At 43.0% G+C, this 21,403-nt stretch carries 19 protein-coding genes; 10 read left to right on the top strand and 9 right to left on the bottom strand.

Going from position 1 to position 21,403, the window contains the following annotated elements; genetic code table 11:
* Positions 1-16: 16 nt before the first annotated feature.
* The 9 genes from JEY82_RS04520 to JEY82_RS04480 form a co-directional block, all read right to left on the bottom strand.
* Positions 17-1,057 (bottom strand): hypothetical protein, encoded by a 1,041-nt coding sequence (locus tag JEY82_RS04520; RefSeq protein ID WP_304083034.1) that lies wholly within the window; start codon positions 1,055-1,057, stop codon positions 17-19.
* Between the two features lie 112 nt (positions 1,058-1,169).
* Positions 1,170-3,053 (bottom strand): tRNA uridine-5-carboxymethylaminomethyl(34) synthesis enzyme MnmG, encoded by a 1,884-nt coding sequence (gene mnmG, locus JEY82_RS04515; protein ID WP_304083032.1) that lies wholly within the window; start codon positions 3,051-3,053, stop codon positions 1,170-1,172.
* 24 nt (positions 3,054-3,077) lie between these two features.
* Positions 3,078-4,298 carry a M20 family metallo-hydrolase gene (locus tag JEY82_RS04510; RefSeq protein WP_304083030.1) on the bottom strand — a complete coding sequence of 407 codons (1,221 nt, stop codon included), beginning with the start codon at positions 4,296-4,298 and terminating at the stop codon, positions 3,078-3,080.
* A gap of 207 nt (positions 4,299-4,505) precedes the next feature.
* Positions 4,506-4,796: a PxxKW family cysteine-rich protein gene (locus tag JEY82_RS04505; protein WP_092161069.1), complete on the bottom strand. Its 291-nt coding sequence runs from the start codon at positions 4,794-4,796 to the stop codon at positions 4,506-4,508.
* Positions 4,797-4,934: 138 nt separating this feature from the next.
* Positions 4,935-6,263: an amidohydrolase gene (locus tag JEY82_RS04500; RefSeq protein WP_304083026.1), complete on the bottom strand. Its 1,329-nt coding sequence runs from the start codon at positions 6,261-6,263 to the stop codon at positions 4,935-4,937.
* Between the two features lie 64 nt (positions 6,264-6,327).
* Positions 6,328-7,077, bottom strand: a complete 750-nt coding sequence (gene mtnP, locus JEY82_RS04495; protein ID WP_304083023.1) for an S-methyl-5'-thioadenosine phosphorylase — start codon at positions 7,075-7,077, stop codon at positions 6,328-6,330.
* 104 nt (positions 7,078-7,181) lie between these two features.
* The gene (locus JEY82_RS04490) at positions 7,182-7,694 is read right to left on the bottom strand and encodes an adenine phosphoribosyltransferase (protein WP_304083021.1); all 513 of its coding nucleotides are present in this window, start codon (positions 7,692-7,694) and stop codon (positions 7,182-7,184) included.
* An 84-nt stretch (positions 7,695-7,778) separates the two neighbouring features.
* Entirely contained in the window at positions 7,779-8,213 is a 435-nt protein-coding gene (locus JEY82_RS04485; protein ID WP_304083018.1) for a hypothetical protein, read from the bottom strand.
* Positions 8,214-8,310: 97 nt separating this feature from the next.
* Entirely contained in the window at positions 8,311-9,621 is a 1,311-nt protein-coding gene (locus JEY82_RS04480; RefSeq protein WP_304083015.1) for an NCS2 family permease, read from the bottom strand.
* 166 nt (positions 9,622-9,787) lie between these two features.
* Here JEY82_RS04480 and rsmA point away from each other — a divergent pair, with 166 nt between their 5' ends.
* The 10 genes from rsmA (at position 9,788) to JEY82_RS04430 (ending at position 21,300) form a co-directional block, all read left to right on the top strand.
* Positions 9,788-10,579 (top strand): 16S rRNA (adenine(1518)-N(6)/adenine(1519)-N(6))-dimethyltransferase RsmA, encoded by a 792-nt coding sequence (rsmA, locus tag JEY82_RS04475; RefSeq protein ID WP_304083013.1) that lies wholly within the window; start codon positions 9,788-9,790, stop codon positions 10,577-10,579.
* A 225-nt stretch (positions 10,580-10,804) separates the two neighbouring features.
* A complete protein-coding gene (locus JEY82_RS04470; protein WP_280141310.1) occupies positions 10,805-11,104 on the top strand; it encodes an HU family DNA-binding protein in 300 nt (99 codons plus the stop codon).
* A gap of 15 nt (positions 11,105-11,119) precedes the next feature.
* The gene (locus JEY82_RS04465; RefSeq protein ID WP_092161085.1) at positions 11,120-11,296 is read left to right on the top strand and encodes a hypothetical protein; all 177 of its coding nucleotides are present in this window, start codon (positions 11,120-11,122) and stop codon (positions 11,294-11,296) included.
* 159 nt (positions 11,297-11,455) lie between these two features.
* Complete coding sequence (gene rpsU, locus JEY82_RS04460; protein WP_015336888.1) at positions 11,456-11,656, top strand: 30S ribosomal protein S21; 201 nt, start codon at positions 11,456-11,458, stop codon at positions 11,654-11,656.
* A 3-nt stretch (positions 11,657-11,659) separates the two neighbouring features.
* A complete protein-coding gene (locus JEY82_RS04455; RefSeq protein WP_092161087.1) occupies positions 11,660-12,103 on the top strand; it encodes a GatB/YqeY domain-containing protein in 444 nt (147 codons plus the stop codon).
* A gap of 132 nt (positions 12,104-12,235) precedes the next feature.
* Positions 12,236-14,536: an endonuclease MutS2 gene (locus tag JEY82_RS04450; protein WP_304082999.1), complete on the top strand. Its 2,301-nt coding sequence runs from the start codon at positions 12,236-12,238 to the stop codon at positions 14,534-14,536.
* 70 nt (positions 14,537-14,606) lie between these two features.
* Positions 14,607-16,337 (top strand): DNA primase, encoded by a 1,731-nt coding sequence (gene dnaG, locus JEY82_RS04445; protein WP_304082998.1) that lies wholly within the window; start codon positions 14,607-14,609, stop codon positions 16,335-16,337.
* Positions 16,324-18,081 carry an RNA polymerase sigma factor RpoD gene (gene rpoD, locus JEY82_RS04440; RefSeq protein WP_304082996.1) on the top strand — a complete coding sequence of 586 codons (1,758 nt, stop codon included), beginning with the start codon at positions 16,324-16,326 and terminating at the stop codon, positions 18,079-18,081. Before dnaG ends, rpoD begins: the two co-directional genes overlap by 14 nt.
* A 150-nt stretch (positions 18,082-18,231) precedes the next feature.
* Entirely contained in the window at positions 18,232-19,182 is a 951-nt protein-coding gene (gene cbiB / locus JEY82_RS04435) for an adenosylcobinamide-phosphate synthase CbiB (RefSeq protein ID WP_304082995.1), read from the top strand.
* A 150-nt stretch (positions 19,183-19,332) separates the two neighbouring features.
* A complete protein-coding gene (locus tag JEY82_RS04430) occupies positions 19,333-21,300 on the top strand; it encodes a glycosyltransferase family 39 protein (protein ID WP_304082992.1) in 1,968 nt (655 codons plus the stop codon).
* Positions 21,301-21,403: the final 103 nt, after the last annotated feature.

Here is a 21,403-nt window from a genome sequence, read left to right as displayed (position 1 = left end):
TATGCAATTGTTACAATTATTCTGTTCCTTCTCTATATAACTCTAAATGCAGGTTGTAAGACCAGTCATCCATTTCGGCACTGCCTTTATTTTTAAGCGCGGCCCATTTGGGTTTTTGAGTTATGTCATCAAATCCAAGAAATTGATTTTCAAATGAAAGTCCAAGTTGGGCTTTTCCTTGAGTCGGGTCAATAAAAATACGTCTGATGCGGGTTGTGAACAAGTAACGAACTATTCCTTTGTTTCCGGTATCTACCAATCCCAAAAGAAGAAGGAAACTTTGTCCTTTGCTCAATTTAAGGTTGGCGGCACGTTTGGTGCTCATGTGAGTAATCTCTAAAGAGACTCCACCTCCGGAAATATCAATAAGGTTCGTTCTAGAGTCTTTTCCACCCATGAATCCAGGAGAATATTCACCACTTGTGGTAATAAATTTAAGTCCGGCCTTCATGCCCTGAGTTGAATCGGGGATAATGTTTACATAGTCATAATATCTGGATGGAGGAGAGACTCGTAAAAATTCTCTTTTTTGAGTCTGCTCAAGGTATTTAGGGTATTCAGTATGAATATAAGTGTACGAAGAACCTTTTGAACTGATGTCGGTGATCACTGAGGTAAAGTGGTAAAAAATCACCAAACCGGCCTGCTTGGTGGGAACGTGGAAAAAACCGTCTATTTGACGTCCTATCCAAGATTTTCCAATCCCTTCTCTCGTTGGCATTTCCAGCAGTATTTCATGAGTAAGATCAGAAATTGAGCATGGTATAGTTTTTCTTTTTTCAGATGTTGAATGGAAGCTGATTTCTACTTTAGAGCGATATACCAGTGCCGTTTCAAATACTTTAGATATCTTGGATTTTCCAATCAGCCAACTTGGAGGGATGGGGTTCAGTCTTTTTTTTAGTTCCTGATTATTATACCAAAGTACTGCTCCGGCAAGCACAGCCACACAAAAACCCATAACAATGAGCATGTTAATTGTTTGCTGCGGAAGGCCGGTTTCTCCGAACCCTCGAAGAACCTTGTATAAATATGCCTGATCAACTGCGGCTTGCATTCTTGGCCTTCAGATTTTTAGAAGATTAGAACTATGCATTCTCTTATACTTTTTTTTTAATCTTTTGGAAAGTCGCAGGTTTTGATTATCTCAAAGTATAAAATGGAACTTTTCAGATGGCTCCAATTTTTTTTAGATGGATTTCAATGGACGAGATTGCTGCAGGTGTTATTCCTGAAATTCTGCTTGCTTGCCCTAATGTTAAGGGGCGTACTTCGGTCAGTTTTTCAACACCTTCTCTTGTCAGGCCGGAAACTTCTGAATAGTTTATATCCCTTGGAATTGTTACAGACTCTTTTTGGCGGAATTTATTCACCAGTTCTTGCTGTCTGACAAGGTAGCCTTCATATTTAACCTGAGTTTCAGCTTCAAGAAGAATGTCTTCCGGGAAAGTGTCTATGTCGGACCAAAGACCTTTCATGTCGTTAATGTTCAGCTCGGGCTGACGAAGCAAAGCCGCAAGGGGCACAGATTTACCGGGAGCCGTTCCGCCTATCTTTTTGATGATCTCGCATGTTGCCGTGTCAGGTTTTATGCGGATTGAGTTTAATCCCTTGATTACTTCATCAAGACCTTTCTTTTTAGCGCTGTACTTTTCCCATTGTGCGTCACCCACAAGGCCTAGTTCTCTGCCTATTCCAGTGAGTCTTTGATCCGCATTTCCTTCCCGCAGGAGAAGTCTGTATTCTGCGCGGGAGGTGAACATGCGATAGGGCTCTTGAGTTCCCTTAGTGACCAAATCGTCAACCAGCACCGCAATGTAAGCCTGATCCCGTGAAAGCACGAAAGGAGGACGGTCTGTCAGAGAGCAGAATGCGTTGATGGCAGCCCATATTCCCTGCGCTGCAGCTTCTTCGTAACCGGATGTTCCGTTGATCTGACCTGCCAGAAACAACCCGGGCAGAGCCTTTGTTTCAAGGGTTGGCAATAATTGTGTCGGAGGAACAAAATCGTATTCGATTGCATAGCCCGGTCTGACTATCTGAGCCTGTTCAAGGCCGACAATGGAGTTGATCATCCTCTTCTGCACATCCAGAGGCAAGCTGGTAGGAATGCCACTTGGATATACTTCGGGGCTTTCGAGTCCTTCCGGTTCAAGAAATATCTGATGTCTTCCTTTTTCAGGAAATCTGGCAACTTTATCTTCGATTGAAGGACAATAGCGCGCTCCGGTTCCTTTGATAACTCCCGTGAACATAGGGGATCTTTCAAAGCCGCTGCGAATTGCCTCGTGAGTCTGTTCGTTGGTGTAAGTTATGTGGCAGGGAACCTGCGGAAGACGGATCTTGTCGGTTCTAAAGCTGAACGGAACAGGGGGATTATCTCCATGTTGCGCTTCCAGCATGTCAAAATCGATTGAGTCTTTGAGCAGTCGGGGAGTTGTTCCCGTTTTGAGTCTGCCGAGTGTCAGGCCGATTTTCTTAAGTGATGCCGACATGCCGACGGAAGCCGGGTCGCCCATTCTGCCGCCGCTGAAATTTTCAAGACCAATATGGATAAGTCCCTGCAAAAAGGTTCCGGTGGTAAGCATGACTGTTTTGGATCTGAATCTTTCACCAATTTTAGTCACGATTCCGCCGGCTTTGCCGTCTTCAACGATCAAGGTTTCAGCGGTGTCCTGTTTTACCCACAGGTTTTCCTGTTCAAAAATATCTTTTTGAACAACACACATGTATTCATTGCGGTCCATCTGGGCACGGCTGGCCCGTACGGCTGGTCCTTTCCGGGTATTCAGGGTGCGAAACTGGATTCCGGCTTTATCTGACCACAGTCCCATATATCCACCGAGGGCATCAATCTCTTTGACCATATGCCCTTTAGCAAGTCCGCCGATAGCCGGATTACAGGATAGATGCCCGATTCTATCAACGTTGATAGTGAGCAAAAGGGTTTTCAGGCCGAGAGTGGAAGCTGCCATGGCTGCTTCACAACCGGCGTGTCCGGCTCCTGCGACTATAAGGTCAAATACTTCCGGTGGAGGCTGTTTTCTAATCATTCTAGTGTCTACTGCTTAATGCTATTAAAAGGGGAGAAGAACCATAACTTTTGCGTCGCCGAGAGTGTTAGCCAGAGATCCTTTTTCATTAGGCTGATGAGCCTGATTAAGGAGAGTTGACCATACAACGGCCTGATAACCGCGTTCACGCAGATGAGCGGCAACAGTGCCACCGCCGATTCCGCAGGCTTTGGCGTCAACACCGTAAATTTCTTTGATCGCGAATATTGTTTTTTCAACAATTTCAGCATCGATTGAGGTTTGAGGTGCGGCCTGATTTTTGGTGTCTATTTCAACTGTAACCTTTACCCCGAATTCTTCAGCTACATAATTTCCCATCCCTTCGACCTGTTCAATAACTTCTTTAAGGTCGTAATTAGGGAGCACTCTACAATCAATGTAGAAAACATCTTTGCCCGGCATGGTATTAATATTTTCAACGTTTGCTTCTTTTTTAGTCGGGATAAAAGTAGAGTAGGGAGGAGAGAAAAGTTCATCCTGTTCGTCAAAGTGGAAATGAAGTTCAGGAATTTCAACAATCAGGGCAGCTGCTGCAACAAGTGAGTTTACACCGTGTTCAGGTGTTGAGGCATGACACTGCTTACCTTCAACTGTAACTTTCAGCCATACTGTACTTTTTTCCGCAACTTCCACCATGCTTGAATCCGCAGAGCCGGAATCAGGAACAAGAAAAAGATCATTCTTTTTAAATAAATTTTCATGCTCTTTAAGCATGTATTCGAGACCGTATTCGCTGCCTGTTTCTTCGTCGGAAACAAAGATCAGACCGACGTTGCAACCCGGAGTCATGCCGCATTCTTTTAAAGCGCGTGCGGCTAAAATAGAGCTGACGATGCCTTGGTGATTATCTTCTGTTCCGCGTCCGTAAATGTCATCGCCGTCCTGAACAAGAGTAAAGGGATCATTGTTCCAAAGACTTAAGTCGCCGACCGGTACAACATCCATGTGTGAAATAATCCAGAGAGTCTTAGATCTGTCCTGTCCGGGTAGAATCGTTACAAGATTCGGTCTGTAGCCGCATTCAACCCTGTCGTCCGGGGCATTGTAAGATTTAACTTCTCCGAAACCGTGCTCTTTGAGATAGGAAGTAAGATAATCAGCCTTATCCTTTTCTCCTCCGCCGTTATTAGTCGGGCCGATTGCAGGTATTGAAACCAGTTTAGAATGGAGTTCAAGGGCGGTATCTTTCAGTGCATCGATTTTAGACAGAAGCTGACCGGGCATTAATCTCTCCAGTTTTTAATCTGAATTTATTGTTGTTTTAAAAAGTGAAAAAGTCCGGATAATTATATACGGACATACTAACGAAAAGAGCCGGAACTAGTCCGGCTCCTTTAATACACGAATATACCTTTGTCGAAAAACAGTTTTGGCTGTTTTTCAGGTAAGTAAGATTAACGACTTGCCTAGAAAGGCAGAGCAGGCTGATTACTACCGGCCGCGTGCTGCACGCTTGGAAGCTTTCAATGGGTTAACCTTGACTTTACCTTCTTTGTCAACTCCTGCACGTGCGTGAGTTGCGAAGTTACATACGCCGTGACTCCATTTTTTGGCAGGCTGAGCGTAGCTTGGGCAGTAGTTTTTGCTATCGAATTCAATAGCACGTTCGCATCCTTCACACTGTTCAACAACAGGTTCCAAGATGGTTCCTTTGAAAGACAGACCTTCTGCAGTCATTTCAGCACCGTCAAGTGCATGTAATTTAGCATTCTTTTTAGACATGTAGCGCCTCCTGTTTGGCAAGTCGCTTGCGAGCAAGCGTTTTATGTAATATTTATATCGAAAAGCACAATTCCCTATGCAGTGTTGACCTATATTGTCAAGAAAAAAACTGCTTGAAAATAGTTGCATTTTTTTGGGTTAATGATTTTTAAGTCTACTGAGCGCCCATTTTACGGCCTTTTCAGCTTCATGCGAGACCGTTTCGATATCAACAGTAAAATGTTTACCGTCGTGATAAAGAACCTTTCCATCACAAATTGTGAGGCTTACATCCTGAGCGCCGACGCAGTATACAACGTGAGATAGGGGATTGTATACTGGTTTCAGGTGCATTTTGTTCATATTTATAGCAATAATATCAGCTTTCATTCCCGGCTTTATGCTTCCAGTGTCGGTTAAGCCTAGAAAATCAGCGCTGTTGACAGTTGCCAGATCAAGTGCAGTCTGAGCGGGGATTGCTGTAGGATCTTGAAGGATTCCTTTTTGCAACAGTGCCGCTGTCCGCATTTCTTCAAACATATTCAGGTCGTTATTACTGGCGGCTCCGTCAGTCCCGAGGCCTACTGTAATTCCTGCGTCAAGCAACTTCGTCAGAGGACAAATGCCTGACCCAAGCTTAAGATTGCTCTGTGGGTTGTGCGAAACCATTGTTCCTGATGAACTTAGCAGCGCTATTTCTTGTTCAGTCACGTCAACGCAGTGATGAATTCTGGTTCGGGCTGTTAATAGACCGTTATCGCGCAGAATTTCAAGAGGTCTTTTGCCGAATTTTTTTAAAGTAAGTTCTGTTTCGGGAATAGACTCCGCACAATGTATCTGCCAAGGCACATCCAGTTTTTCAGCCAGTTCCATGCTTTCAACCAGTTGATCAGGGTTGGTTGTAAAAACTGCATGCGGGGTTATGGAAATACTGATTCTGTCATGTTTTGAAAAACGTTCGTGCAAAACTTCCATGACTTCCCATGCCTGTTCTGCTGTTTTAAAAAAAGGGGATGGGAATTCGAAAAAACCTTCACCTAAAACAGCTTTCATACCTGATTCGTCAACCGCTTTGCCTACAGCATCTTCGTGCATGTAGCCGTCAAGAAAAGCTGTAGTCCCTCCTGCTATCATTTCTGCGCAACCAAGATGCGCTCCCAGTTCGACCAGTTCTTTATTCAGCCCGGCTTCAATAGGAAAGATGTAGTCATGCAGCCATGTAAGCAGTGGGAGGTCGTCTGCTACGCCTCGCATTAGTGTCATGGGTACGTGAGTGTGTGAATTGATCATTCCGGGCATTAGAATCGATTTTCCAGCATCCAGAGTCTTTGAGGCGGTCCATTTTCGGTCTATTTCAGACTTCGGCCCTACATCGGAAATCGTTTTCCCAGTAACTGTTATTGCACCGTCGTTGATAATGGATCGGTTTTCATCCTGTGTAATAACACTGGAGCCGTAAATGATCAGGTCACATTCAAGAAGAGACATACAATGTATTTCCTTAGATTATTGCAGATTCGACATGCTGGTATCTACTGCATTAAATTAGGTTTCAGCCTATTTTTTCAATGGTTTTAATCAGCATTGAAGTAACTTTCTGGGCATTTTCCTGAAAAATTTTGAGGATATCATCCCATGTGACAGGCTCTTCATCGGTTTTCCAGCAGTCATAATCCGTAGACATGGCGACTGCTGCGTATGGAATTCCGGCTTCATTTGCCAAAATCGCTTCCGGTGCTGTGCTCATGTTGATGATATCAGCTCCCCATGCACGAAACATGTGGGATTCTGCCCGAGTTGAAAAACGCGGGCCTTCAATAGTGACAACTGTTCCTTTGTCGTGAGTCGTAATTCCGAGATCCCGGCACGATTCACTCATTTTATCACGCAGAAAATTGTCGAAAGGTTCAGCCATTGGTGTGTGTGCTGGCGCATGCGGCTCAAATGTTTCATGAAAAGTTAGATCTCGTCTGCGGGTAAAATCTATGAATTGATCTATAATGACCAGATGTCCACGGTCGATTTCTTCTTTCAATGAACCTACTGCTGTGGTGGCAAGGATGTAGTCACAGCCAAGGTCTTTAAGAGCCTGAATATTTGCTCTGTTATTTACATAAGTAGGCGGAATAATGTGTTCTCTTCCGTGGCGTCCAATAATGTGAACCTCGGTTCCAGAAATTATTCCGGATTTTATTGGAGAACTTGGCTTACCCCATTTGTTGGTGATAACGGAGTCTTTTGCATTTTTAATAATATCGGGATTGTCCAGTCCACTGCCGCCGATTATTCCGATTACTGCCATTTTATTTCTGTCCTGTTTAGCAAATATAAAGTTTGAAATAGTTAAAACAAAAAATCTCCTTTTTGCCGCTTTAACTGCAAAAAGGAGATTTAAAAAAACTGAATTTAAAGCTTAACAAGGTGGCCGTTAGGAACACCGTTTAGTTTGCTTTGTCCGTCCAGAAATCCAAGTTCAGTAAGGAAACCTATCCCAGATACGATACCGCCAGCTTTTTCAATGAGTTTGATCATGCCTTCTGCTGTTCCGCCTGTAGCTAGAACATCATCAATAAGCAGAACATCTTCGCCGGCGCTGACAGCGTCAATGTGCATGCTCAGGCTGTCTGATCCATATTCCAGATCATAGCTTACGGAAACAGTATCGTAAGGCAGTTTTCCGGGCTTGCGGATGGGTACAAACCCGATTCCGAGTTTATATGCCAAAGGTGCGCCGAATATAAATCCCCGTGCTTCAGCTGCTGCAATTTTATCAGCTTTGTAGTCGCTGAATTTTTCAGCCATCATGTCTATGGTGTACTGAAAAGCTGTTGGGTCTGCCAACAGGGGGGTAATGTCAAAGTATACGATACCTTCTTTAGGGAAATTAGGTACATCGCGGATATATTTCCTCAAATTCATGAAGTTCCTCCATCCTATGCAAATTGATATTTATAGAATGGAATTAAATGCTTTCATAGGAGTTGTCAAAGCTAGATTTCTTTCTTACGTCAGTGAATTTTTGAAACCTTTTGCGCGTAAGGCTGTTTCTTCACCTTTTTGTTTTTGAGTTATGGCTTCGGAAAGTTGAGATTGGAGCATCGCCAGTTGATTTTCCTTAGCGGCTACCTGCTCTTTTTTTTGATCATCAGGGGTATCGCTTTGCTTCAAATCATCAATTTCTTTTTTGAGTTGTTGAATCTTTTTTTGAAGCTCCTTAATCATTTTTTCAATTGGCGATGAATCGTCTTTTTCTTCTGATTTTTGAGCATTCATCTGATTAAGTTTGGATTTTCCCTCTTCTGATATGCTCACGGAATCTCCGTCCTTTTCTTCAGTGACAATGTCTGATGTTTTATCCTCCTGTTTTTTCTCTACGGTTGAAATAGAGGTAGCCATCTGCGGTTGATAATTATCAGTAATATTAACATTGAATCCCATTATACGCCTTCCTTCTGATTATATGGAGTATTATGCTCGTATAATCGGTGGAGATTAGGATTTCTTTAGATAATTTTAGTTTAAAATAATAAAAAAATTAATGCGGGCAAGTTAGGAAGAATAGTACTGATAAAAAGCATAGCATCCACAGGCCTGCGGATATCTCGCGTATTTTCCCGGTTACAGTTTTCATAAACGGGTAAGCGATGAATCCGGCGGTCATTCCGGTTCCGAGATTATAGGTGAAACTCATCAAGGCGATAACTAAAAATGCGGGAACAAGTTCCGAAATGTCGTCTACTTCGAGATTTTTGCACGGGGCGATCATGAGCATGCCTACGATAATTAGGCTTGGCCCGTATGCGCAGGGGGGGATGGTTGTTAGAACAGGCTCTAAGAAAAGTGCGGCTAGAAACAGCATGGCAGTTGTAACAGCAGTTAAACCAGTCCTTCCACCAGCTTCTATCCCTGTTGCGGATTCAACGAAAACTCCAGTCGTTGTTGTGCCTAAAAGTGAGGCTAAAACCGTAGTAAGCGCATCAACTAAAAGTGGTTTTTCGATTTGAGGTAAATCACCGTTTTTATCAAGAAGTCCAGCGCGATATGAGACCGCATAGAGGGTTCCCATCGTGTCCAGAAAATCGAGAATAAAAACGGTCAGAATTACTGAAATAAATCCCCATGTGAAAGAACCTGTAATATCAAGTTGTAAAAATGTCGGTTCGAGTGAAGGAGGCATGCTGAAATATTCGGTTGGCGGCTGGGCTATTTTTAAAAAGAAGGCTGCGATAGTTGTTGCGATAATGCCGATAATTATGGCCCCACTGATTTTTTTAGCCATGAGCATAGCCATGAGGAAAAAGCATCCTATGGCAAGAAGTGTTGATGGATTTGAGAGGTTTCCCAGATGTATCGGGGCTCCAGGCACGCCTATAGTTACAATTCCGGTGGTATTGAGGCCGATAAAAGTTAGAAAAAGTCCTATGCCGACGACAAAAGCATTTTTTAAATTTTTAGGAATCGCTGAAATCATCCAGGATCTGATGCCTGTAGTTGTGAAAATGACAAAAAGGACACCGCCGATAAAAATGGCACCGATTGCTGTTTGCCAACTGTAACCCATAACTTTTACAACAGTGAAGGCAATGAAAGCGTTTTCTCCCATATACGGGGCGACAGCAAAGGGCCGTTTTGCATATAAACCCATGGCCATTGTTCCGAAAAAAGCACTGATAATCGTTGCAACCATGCTCGGGCCGAAGGGAATACCGGCCGCCTCCAGAATCTTTGGATTGACGACAATTATGTAAGCCATCGTGGCAAATGTGGTCATTCCGGCAATTATTTCACGGCTGATTGTTGAACCGTATTCGTCTATTTTAAAATATTTATTGAGATAATTTATCATGCATGATCTCCTGATAAAGATATTTATATTTTATATAACAACATAAAGGGTGACAGGACAAGATTGGCTAAAAGGAGGGCAACCTTAAGCTTGCGAAATGTAGACGCATGAAGGTAAGGTGTTTTTTTTAAGTGATCAGAAGTAATTATTTTTAAATGGAGTTTTTGTGGAAGTCAGACATAAGGCGAAGAAGAGTTTAGGTCAGAATTTTTTACAAGATGATAATATAGCTCGTAAAATTGTGGACAGTCTTAAGATTTCAGAAGGTGATTCTGTTATTGAGATTGGTCCCGGGCGTGGTGCTTTGACCAAGCATATACTGGAAGCATCTCCTAAAAAGCTGATGCTTATTGAGATGGACAGGTATCTTGCGCCTGCGCTTGCAGAAGAGTATCCGACTGCAGAAGTTGTTCAGGAAGATGCTCTAAAATTTTTATGGGAAGAGCTTGATTCTGGTGAAAATTGGAAAATTATCGGTAACTTGCCATATAATGTGGCGTCAAAAATTATGTGGGATATTGCTTCCAAGAGTCCAGCTGTAAATTGTGTTTTTATGGTGCAGCATGAAGTGGGTCTCAGAATCACTGCTAAACAGGGTTCTCGAAAATATGGCGGGATCAGCGCATGGATACAAAGTTTTTGTCAAACTCAGTATCTTTTTCAAGTTCCCCCCACCGTTTTTAAGCCAAAACCGAAAGTGGACTCCGCAGTCATAAAATTTTATTCATTGCCAAATAGTGAAAAACCCAGTGATCCCGAGGGGCTTGCAAGCCTCATAAAATTCTGTTTCCAGTATAGGAGGAAACAGTTAGGTAACACACTGAAATCATTCGTTTCTGATTCTTTGTTACAGTGGATGGAGGAAGAGGGTATTACACTCAAAGATCGGCCCGAAGCCTTGTCTCCTCTGCAGTTTCAAGGGTTGTATAATTGCATTAAAAAAGATTTTCCCTCTTGACTTGTTGGCAAAAATTTTGTTTTAGATTTTCATCAAGGTTCGACAGGATAAAAATTCCTCGGAGTGATTCTGTATTTTGGGGGGGTAGGTTATTTGTAGTGTCCGAACTTGAAAGATTGATTTGAGGCTTAAGGTCTCTGTGTATCGTTCGGCTTAGATTAGAACCAAACTCTCGCACTTACGCGAGGTCAATGGCAGACGTCGATGAGTGCGTCGCAATAATTAATTTCCAGTTTTAAGGAGGAAGGACAGATGACTAAGGCTGAACTAGTAGTAAAGATTGCTGAGAAAGCAGGTATGACTAAAGCTGACGCAGAGCGTTGCCTCAACTATTTTCTCGACACAGTTGAAGAAACTCTTGTAAACGAAGGCAAGTTGACCCTTACAGGTTTCGGAACTTTTCAGGTAGATGAAAGAAAAGAGCGCGTTGGTCGTAATCCTCGTACTGGCGATGAAATTAAAATTCCCGCTTGTAAAGTTGTTAAATTCCGTCCCGGCAAGCTGCTCAAAGACGCTGTAAAATAATAAAGGAGATTAATAATGTTGCATGGTGAAACCGTACAAAGTCCTCTTCCTATGGATCTTCCTTGGTGGCAGCCTGATCACTTTATTTTCTTCGGTGTTCTTTACGCTGTTCTCGCTGTTCTCGGTGCAGGCCTTGCGTACTGTGCATTGAAAGCTTGGATGGATTCAAAAGATCAAGCAGCTAATCACTAGTCCTTTCAGATTTTATGTTTTATGTTCAGCATCTTCTTTTAGGTGCTGAACTTTTTTTATTGCAGTATTGCTTGACTTTACTGCTCTAATGGATGTACAAGATTCCTCTTCCGCATCTATTTTTTTAGGTGCGAGATTTATTTACGGGGGGTGATTTGATTGCCCGGTGTATACCTTGAAGATTCTGATAATTTCGAAATAGCTCTTCGCCGTTTTAAAAAACAGGTTGAAAAAGCTGGAGTTCTTTCTGAACTCAAAAAACGTCAGCACTATGAGAAACCTAGCGTACAGCGTAAGAAGAAAAAAGCTGCCGCACGCAAAAGGTTGATTAAAAAAATGCGCAAAATGTCAATGGGTTAATATATGAGTCTTATTGAGCAGATTGATAAAGACTATATCGCGGCTTATAAAGCCAAAGACGATGTAAAAAAGGCTGTTTTGAGGCATCTCAAGACAGCTATAAAAAATCGCATGGTCGACGGCGGTGGCGAAGTCACCGACGAAGATGTGCTTGATCTTGTTGCAAAGCAGATTAAGCAGCGAAAGGACGCCATTGAACAGTACGAAAGTGCTGGACGCCCTGAACTGGCCGAGAAAGAGGCTGTAGAAATTGTTGCCCTTTCAGGTTACATGCCACCCGAGCTTTCTTCAGAGGAACTCGAGGCAGCTGTAGAAAAGGCAATTGCCGAACTCGGTGCATCTTCTATCAAGGATATGGGTAAAGTGATGCAGGCCATCACGGCTGCTCATAAGGGACAGTTTGACGGAAAAGTTCTTAGCGGACTTGTACGTTCACGTCTTTCCTGATCCAGATCAGCGTTAGCTAGTATTTAACGGCAGGCCCCGGATTCATTCCGGGGCTGTTCTGCCGTTTTTTCTGTATTGGCCCCTGAGATTTCAGGATTATGTTGATCACCTTTCAACCCTACTGGAATCCTAATGGAGTCGAGATCTCTTCAATTACTTGAGTTTCCAAAGGTTCTCAAAGTACTCTCAAATTTTGCTGTGTCTTCTTCCGGAGCACAGGCATGTCTTGACCTTTCTCCAATGCGGGAAGCAGATACTATCAATTCCGTGTCCCGTTTTTTTAGACAAGGACATAATTTTTCAAAGGAAACCGGTTTCCGACTCAGCATCTTTCCTCCGCTTGAGGGACTTTTTGAGTTTCTGATTAAGCCTTCGAATATTCTCGATACTGATGCTCTTTTTGCTCTTGTACAGACTCTCGGGCAGGCTCGTTTGCTTAAAGAAGCTCTTTCTATTGCTGAAAAAAGAGAATGGGATTGTATTGTTGAATTTTTAGAGGGTATAGTCTGGCCTGAAAAAACTTTTTCCGGTTTGAAACGCTGTATTGATCCTGATGGACATATCCGTGATGAAAGTTCTCCTGAACTTTATGATGTCAGGCAGTCACTCAGAGGTCTTCACCAGCGCTGTTCAAAGAAAGTTCGAGATTACATTCACGGTGAGGACATCAGTCGTTTCATGCAGGACGATTTTATGACTATCTCATCTGATCGTTATGTTCTGCCGCTCAAATCAAATTTCAAAGGCCGGTTGCAGGGAATTATTCACAGTTATTCAAATACTGGTGAAACCTGTTATTTCGAGCCGCTGTTTCTGGTGGAACTTAACAACACCATGCAGGAGCTTAAGCAGAAGGAAAGACTGGAAGAGCTTAAGGTTTTGACTTATCTTACAGGGCTTGTCCGCGCTGAACATGTAGAATGTGAAGCGGCATATGGTTTTCTTGTTGATTACGATGTGCTTCAAGCAAAAATCAGTTTTGCTGAGTCTCTAGGTGCTGTTGCTGTTGATGTTGAAGCCGGTGCCGGATTTAATTTTCAGGGAGCTCGTCATCCTTTGCTGGTTGCAGCAGATATGGGTGTGCATCCTTTAAATATTGAACTTCCGTCTGAGCAGCGTGTTCTTATTATAAGCGGCGGTAATGCAGGTGGTAAAACAGTCTGTCTTAAAACCGTGGGGCTTCTTGCTGTTATGGCTTTCAGCGGAATTCCTGTCACTGTTGATAAGGGTTCAATACTTCCGCTATTTAAAAATATTTTTGTCAGTATTGGCGATGAACAGTCTCTTGAGGAAAATGTAAGTACATTTTCTGCGCAAATTCAGGCTATCAGTAGAATTTGGGACTCAATGGATTCATCGACACTTTTTATTCTTGATGAGTTCGGGTCCGGTACAGACCCTGCACAGGGAGCTGCTCTTGCTCAGGCTGTTATTGACGGTTTGCTCGAGAATAAAGTTACTTGTTTCGCTGCAACTCATTTTCCTGCGCTTAAAACTTATGCCCTTGTAACCGAGGGAGTAAGAGCTGCGAGTGTTCTTTTTGATCCGGGTACTAAAAAACCTTTGTTCAGAATTGCGTACGATCAGGTCGGTGCATCCATTGCTCTTGATGTTGCGCGTGAGCATGGTTTCCCTGAGTGTTTAATTACTAAGGCGGAACAATATCTGCTTATGGAAGGTTCGGAGACCGGTTCGGTTATGTCTCGCTTAAATGACCTTGCTGTCAGCCGTGAGTTGGAACTTGAGGAGCTGGACAGGGAACGTGAAAAACTTCGTATTAAGCGTGCAAAGTTTGAAGAAAGGTTCGAAAAAGAACGTATTGCTGTTTTAAATGATGTTAAAGCTCAGGCTCAGGCTGTTTTAAAAGAGTGGCAGGACGGGAAAATTGGACGCAAAGTAGCTCTGAAAAAACTTGCTGATGCCCGCGGAAAAATCGGTGGCGACAGTAAGCCTAAAATCGAAGCTAAGGCTTTTTCATATGATGATATCGAGGTTGGTACAGATATTTTAAATATCAATTGGGACCGCAAGGGTATTGTTCTTGAAAAAGATGACCGAAAGAAAAGGGTGAAGGTTGATATGGACGGTGTCGCAATGTGGATGCCTGCTGATCAACTCGGACCGGTAAAAAAAGACGGACAGATTAACCGTCCTCAGATATCTCCGGTGGAAGCTTCTTCTCATGGAGATATGGCTCTTAAGGTTGACCTGCGTGGAAAACGTGCTGATATAGCAATAAGCGAACTTGGTAAATTTTTCGATCAGGCGTTACTGCGCGGAGCAACAACTATTGAAGTTGTTCATGGGCGTGGAACAGGGGCTTTAAGACGCGAAGTTCATATTTTTCTGGATAATAATCCGACGGTTGCAAGTTATGCTCTCGCTCCTGAGGATCAGGGCGGGGACGGTATGACTTTGGTCGAATTGGTTTAGTGCAAAACCTTTCCTGCCATGCTATGCAAATTTTGGAAAAGTTTTTTTTATTGGCAAGCGGAGGCTTTTTTTGGACAGAAGAGCAATTGAAGCTATCAAGGAACGCCTAGACATAGTTGATATTATTAGAAGGTATGTAGAGCTGAAACCTGTTTCCGGTAGATGGATGGGATTATGCCCGTTCCATCAAGAAAAATCTCCTTCTATGAGTGTTAATAGTGAAGAAGGTTTTTTTTATTGTTTCGGATGTCAGGCTTCGGGCGATATTTTTGATTTTTATGCTAATATTAACGGGCTTGAATTTAAGGATGCTCTGGAGCAGTTAGCTGCTGAAGCCGGAGTGGAACTTACCCCTGGAAAAGTTGACCCCGGAGCAGCTCAAAGGAGCTCTGAAAAGAAAACATTTCTCGAGATGCATGAGAAAGCCGCAGAATATTATTCCCGGCTTCTTAAACTTCCCGAAGGACGTACTGCAAGAGATTACCTCAAAAAAAGAGGAGTTGAGTCCGCTACTATCGAAAGTTTCGGTCTTGGTTGCAGTTCCGAAGATTGGCAGGGGCTTGAGAAATTCTTGGTTACAAGTGGTTATTCCGCGGAGCAGGGAGTGCGGGCAGGCTTGCTTTCCCAAAATGCTAAGGGCCGTACCTATGATAGATTTCGCGGGAGATTAATATTTCCTATTAAAAATTTATCGGGCCGGGTTATTGCTTTTGGCGGAAGAATAATTATTGATGGAGAACCAAAGTATTTAAACAGCAGTGATACTCCCATTTATAAAAAGGGAGAGCACCTGTATGGACTTTCTCAGGCAAGGACATCAATAGCCCGGACTAAGCAGGCTCTTCTGACTGAAGGGTATATGGATGTTATTTCCCTGCATCAATTTGGTTATGCAAATTCGTGCGGAGTACTGGGAACAGCTTTAACTCCTGAACAAGTCAAAAGACTTTCAGGGTTTTGTTCAAAAGTGAATTTAGTTTTTGATGGAGACAGCGCCGGGTTTAAAGCAGCCCTTCGCAGTGCAGAAATGATTTTAACACAGGGTGTTTCCTGTGGAGTTATAGTACTTCCCGACGGGGAGGACGTTGATAGTCTCCTTCAGACTCGCGGGGCTGAAGGTTTTCAGGTTTTTCTGGATGAAGCTAGAGAAGGGTTGGACTTTTGTCTTGCTACTCTCAAAGCGGGGTATTCTCCCCGTGAAATTATGGACTGGGCACAGGGTTTTCTTAAGAACATGTCCAGTGCTTCACTTAAAGCTTTTTATATTCCTAAGGTCGCAACCGGCCTCGGGGTAGCTGAAGCAGAATTAAGATCAGCTTTTTCCGGTGTTTTGGGTAAATCTTCGACTCCTGTCGTCCGAAAAAGAGAGCCACGTGCTGCTGTTTCGGTCGGAGGACAGGAAAAAGATGATAAATATTTCTTGAGGTATGCCGTACAGCATCCTGAACATGTCGTGGAACTCTCTGAAAGGGGGGTTGCGCAAGTCCTGACCTCGCACTGGGGCAAAAAACTGTGGTCAATACTGACGGCTCACAGCGGGCAGGACATAATTCCGCTTCTAGATGACTCAGAAAAAAAATTCTGGGCATGCTGCAGAATGGAAGAACCATTCGTCGGCGAAGATCTAGAAGAAGAATGGCGACATGTTTGTAAGGTTATTGCCAGGCGGCGGTATGAATTGGGCAGAAAACAGCTCACAGACGCTTTGCGCCGCGCTCAGGCGGAAGGCGACTCAGACCGTGTTAATGCATACCTCAAAGTTCTGAACGACTCTGTATGGAGGGATGATGAGCAACATTAAAGATATTCAGGCGATTAAGGTTCTAATTTCAGAAGGTAAGAAACAAGGTTTTCTTACTTTTGAACAGCTTAGCAAGGCTCTGCCTGCCGAGTTCAACCAAACCAAGCAGCTTGAAGATGTAATTAAGATTTTTGATCAACTCAATATTGCCATTGTTAATACCGAAGAAGACGGTAAAAAATTAATGGATGACGATGTCGAGACTGAGAGTGAAATCAATCTTACTGAAAGTGCTGAAGATGCAATTGATTACGTTTCCCGCAGTACTGACCCTGTCCGTATGTATTTACGTGAGATGGGCGCTGTTGGTTTACTTGATCGTGAAGGCGAAGTTGTTATCGCCAAAAAGATTGAAAACGGAGAGATGGAAGTTCTTTATGCTCTGGTTGAAATTCCGGTTGCAATTGAAGAACTTATCAGTGTCGGTGAACATCTCGATGAATCCCGTATCAAGCTGAAAGATGTTGTAAAAACCATCGAAGAAGATGATCCTAGCGAAGACGAGATGAATCAGCGTCAGCGCGTTATTTTCCTTCTTGATGAAGTTAAAAAGATTTATAAGAAAAAGAAAAAAATATACGAAAAGCTTGATTATTGCGCACAACTCGACCGCAGGGTTTTCGGCGTGCAAAATGAAATCATGATTTACAAGCAGGAAGTTGTTGACCGCCTGCGTGACATTAAAATCGAAAAGACTTTGATCGACCAGATCATTGAGACTGTCGGTGATTATGTCAGACAGATGCATAACTGTCAGCGCGACCTCTCAGCATATATCCTTTCTACTGGTAAAACTCAGCAGGAAGTCAAAGATCTTTTCAAAAAGATTGATGACAGAGAAATTAATCCTGTTGCTGCTGCCGATGAATTGAATCTGACCGTGGATGAATTGTTCTCCTTCAAGGAAATGATTTTAGGTAAGATGGAAATTCTGGTTCGTCTGCAAGATAAATGTTGTCATAATGTTTATGATCTTGAAGAAGTTTTATGGCGTATCAAGCACGGTAACAGATCGGCAATGCAGGCTAAGCAGGAGCTCATCAGAGCTAACCTTAGACTGGTTGTTTCTATTGCTAAGAAATACACCAACCGCGGTTTGCAGTTCCTTGATCTTATTCAGGAAGGTAACATCGGTCTTATGAAGGCCGTTGATAAGTTTGAATATCAGCGCGGATACAAGTTCTCAACATATGCAACATGGTGGATTAGACAGGCTATTACCCGCGCTATTGCGGATCAGGCCCGTACTATCCGTATTCCTGTTCACATGATTGAGACTATTAATAAGCTGATCAGAACTTCCCGTTACCTCGTTCAGGAACTCGGACGTGACCCTGCGCCTGAAGAAATTGCTGAACGTATGGATTATCCGCTCGAAAAAGTTAAAAAAGTTCTTAAGATCGCCAAAGAGCCGATATCTCTTGAAACACCTATCGGTGATGAAGAAGATTCCAGTCTCGGTGATTTTATTGAAGATAAAAAAGCAACTGCTCCCGCTGAAGAAGTCGTCAGTACTAAACTCGGTGAGCAGATCGCAACGGTTCTTTCTGATCTTACTCCCCGCGAAGAGCAAGTTCTTCGCAAAAGATTCGGTATCGGAGAAAAATCTGACCACACTCTCGAAGAGGTCGGTAAGCTTTTCAACGTTACTCGTGAGCGTATTCGTCAGATTGAAGCCAAGGCTCTCAGAAAGCTTCGGCATCCTGTCCGCAGTGCTCTTCTTCGTTCATATTACGAAAATTAGTCTTTTAGGCGGCACGGAATCACTTCCGTGCCGCCTTTTTTGTATGATATAGAAATAGCAACGCTTCTCCTTAAACGTGATAGGCGCGGTGTTTTTCTATATTTAAAAATTGATCACCCTTAACTAACACAAATGTGAGGATGAAATTTAATGGATAATTCTACTGTAGTATTTCTGATACCTGTTTTCGCCATGATTCTAGATTACTATTTCGGAGATCCAAGCTGGTTTCCACATCCCGTACGTTATTTGGGCATGGCTCTTGACCGGTATGACAAATGGGTCAGATCGCTTACACTCTCTCCTAAAATTATGGGCGGAGTCGGAGTTGTCGGATTCAGTTTAGTAATATTCAGCGTGTTAAAAATCTTTCTCGCAATTCCGTTTGTAGGTGTGATTATTGCCCTTTATCTTGCGTATGCAGGACTTGCTCTTGGTGGACTTCTTTCTGAATGCCGCAAAGGGGCAACTCTTCTTGATCAGGGAAATATTGAAGCAGCGCGGAAAGCTATTTCCCAGCTTGTTAGCCGTGATGTTTCTAATCTTGATGAGGCTGGCCTTCGCAAGGCTCTCGCTGAAACAACCAGTGAAAACCTGAATGACGGTTTTGTTGCTCCGTTTTTCTATCTGGTAGTGACCGGTCCTGCCGGAATGTGGGTGTATAAGACTGTGAGCACTATGGATTCAATGTGGGGCTATAAAAATGAGCAGTATAAAGAATTCGGATATTACGCAGCAAAAGCTGATGATATTCTGGCTTTTATCCCTGCTCGTATTACCGCATTCATGATGCTTGCCGCAGGGCGATTCCTTAAGCTTGACTGGGAACGCACTTATGAAAATCTGATTGAAGATGCAGGCAAAAGCGAAAGTCCTAATGCTGGTTGGCCTATGGCCGCTGCCGCATGGCTTCTCGGTGCTCAGATGGGTGGCAAGGCCGTTTATTTCGGTGAAGAAAAAGAAAAGCCTGTTATGGGGCCTGTCGGTGAATGGACTTCTCTTAAACTGAAAAAACTTGGAACACTCATGCTCTTTAGCGGAATCCTGAGTGCTATTCTTTTAGATACTTATTTCCTGTTGGTCTGGCTTTCAGAAATGTAGGAATTTAATTCAACCCGTTTTGTAAAAGAGGTCGTTTACGGCCTCTTTTTTTTGGTAAACAGCTTTAAACGTTACCTTAAAAAAAACTGTTCAAAAACGGGTAATAACGGTACTTCCTCAGTAGAAAAAAATATTTACGGAGCGTTTTTTATGTCTGATAATTCAAGCCGGAACAGAGTTATCGTTATTCTGCTTTCATTGTCGATTCTATTGTTTGTGTCTGTTGTCTGGTTTGCTGTGGATAGTTCTCTGGCAAAGACGGAGAATTCCTATCTGACAGCTCATTCAAAGGGCAAGTGGATCAGACTTGATGTTCCGTTTCGATTGAATGCTCGAAATAACGGTTCGGAAATGACGCTGTTTCGAACTTCATTTGATTTATCAGAAAGTAAAAGTGCAACGCTTCATTTTAAAGCTTTTCGTAGTGCCGGCGTTTGGCTCGATGGTAATCCGCTGCTTAAATCTGATGGTGATTTAAGTAACTGGCGTGAAGAAGTTTCTTTAGATCTGCCGCAACTTAGTTCAGGAGCTCATCAATTAAAAATTGCGGTTGTTAATGAGAATGCCCATCCGGTGCTTCTGGCATGGTCTGACGAATTAGGTCTTTCAACCGGAGAAGGGTGGGAGGCTAGTAAAGATAATTATGTCTGGAATCTTGCTTTAGATGCCGGTAAATCAGGGTCTGTTTTTATCAGTAATAAATTTAAAAGGGGTGATAAAGCTCTTCTGCAATCATTTCCTTACATGCTCGTCCTGTTTCTATTCACAGCCGTTTTGGTGTGGATGCGCGATCATAAAAAACTTTTACCTCAACTAAATCAAGCGAGCATAAGTCCTGAATTGTTCAGATTTGTTCTGATCTTTTTTTGGGTAGTGATGGCATTAAATAATTTTCATAAATTGCCACTTAAGCTAGGCATGGATTCAACGGGTCATTATACCTACATTCAATACATTGCAGATAATCTAAGATTACCCAGCCCGGTAGAAGGTTGGCAGATGTTCCAGCCTCCGCTTTATTATATAATTTCAGCCGCTGCATATAAGGTTTTATCCGCGCTTATGGGGATTGAATCCGCATTGTACTGGCTCCGGCTTATTCCGCTGGCATGCGGCGCGGCAATGATCGAAATCTGCTATAGAAGTGCAAAGCTGGTTTTTGGCAAAAATAAAACTTTGCAGATCATTGCGACGCTGCTTGGTGGTTTTATGCCTATGAATTTTGTGATGTCGCAATTCTGGTCAAACGAGCCTCTGGCCGCAGTTTTTTCGGGGCTTATAATCCTGATGGTTTTGACCTTAATTATTAAGCAGGAAAGTCGAAACCTAAAATCCTACGCATATCTAGGGCTTTTCATGGGATTGGCTATTCTCAGTAAAGCTACAGCCTGTCTGCTCATACCGCTTAGTGTCTTCTTTATATTATTTGCGATATTGTCATCCAGAAAAAATTCAAGTGCCAGCCCGTTATCCTCGTTTGTCGGGATAGGGCTGTCTGCGGCTATTACCGCTGTTGTCGGAGGCTGGTATTACTTTTACAACTGGTATGCGTATGGCAAGCCTTTTATAGGCGGCTGGGACGCTATGCGGGAGATTGTATGGTGGCAGGATCACGGCTATCGTATTTGGGAGCATTTTGTGACTTTCGGGAGTTCGCTCTTACGTCCCGTTTATTCTACTACCAACGGTATATGGGACGGTCTTTATGCAACGTTATGGCTTGATGGAAATTTAAGCGGGGTTAGTAAGTTTGCCAGCAGACCGCCGTGGAATGATGATTTGATGGTCGCATCCGCATTATTGGCATTAATTCCATCGATATGGATTCTAATCGGAATCTCCAGAACATTCTTTACACCCGTAAAATCGGTTTTGAATGGCAGAATGTTTCTTGTGGGATGTCTTGTTGTATATTTTACCGCAGTGACTTATCTTTACTTGAATCTTCCAATCTACAGCACCGCCAAGGCCAGTTATACACTTGGACTTTTGTCATGCTTCGGAATTCTTGCAACAGTGGGCGTAGAGCCGTTCTTGAAAAATAAAATTATGAAAGCGGTAACGTGCGGATTTTTGGCAGTGTGGGCAAGTACTGTCTATATAACGTATTTTGTTTAACGAAGTGCGTTATTTTTTACATACAAAAAAACTCCCCGCTTACCCAATTAAAAGTTTTGGGGAAAGGGGGAGTCCAGAGGGGGAAAACACTTTTTTCAAAAAG

The organism is Maridesulfovibrio ferrireducens (genome assembly GCF_016342405.1).
In the GTDB taxonomy this organism is placed as follows: Bacteria; Desulfobacterota; Desulfovibrionia; order Desulfovibrionales; family Desulfovibrionaceae; genus Maridesulfovibrio; species Maridesulfovibrio ferrireducens_A.
This window is presented reverse-complemented; position numbering and strand designations above follow the sequence as displayed.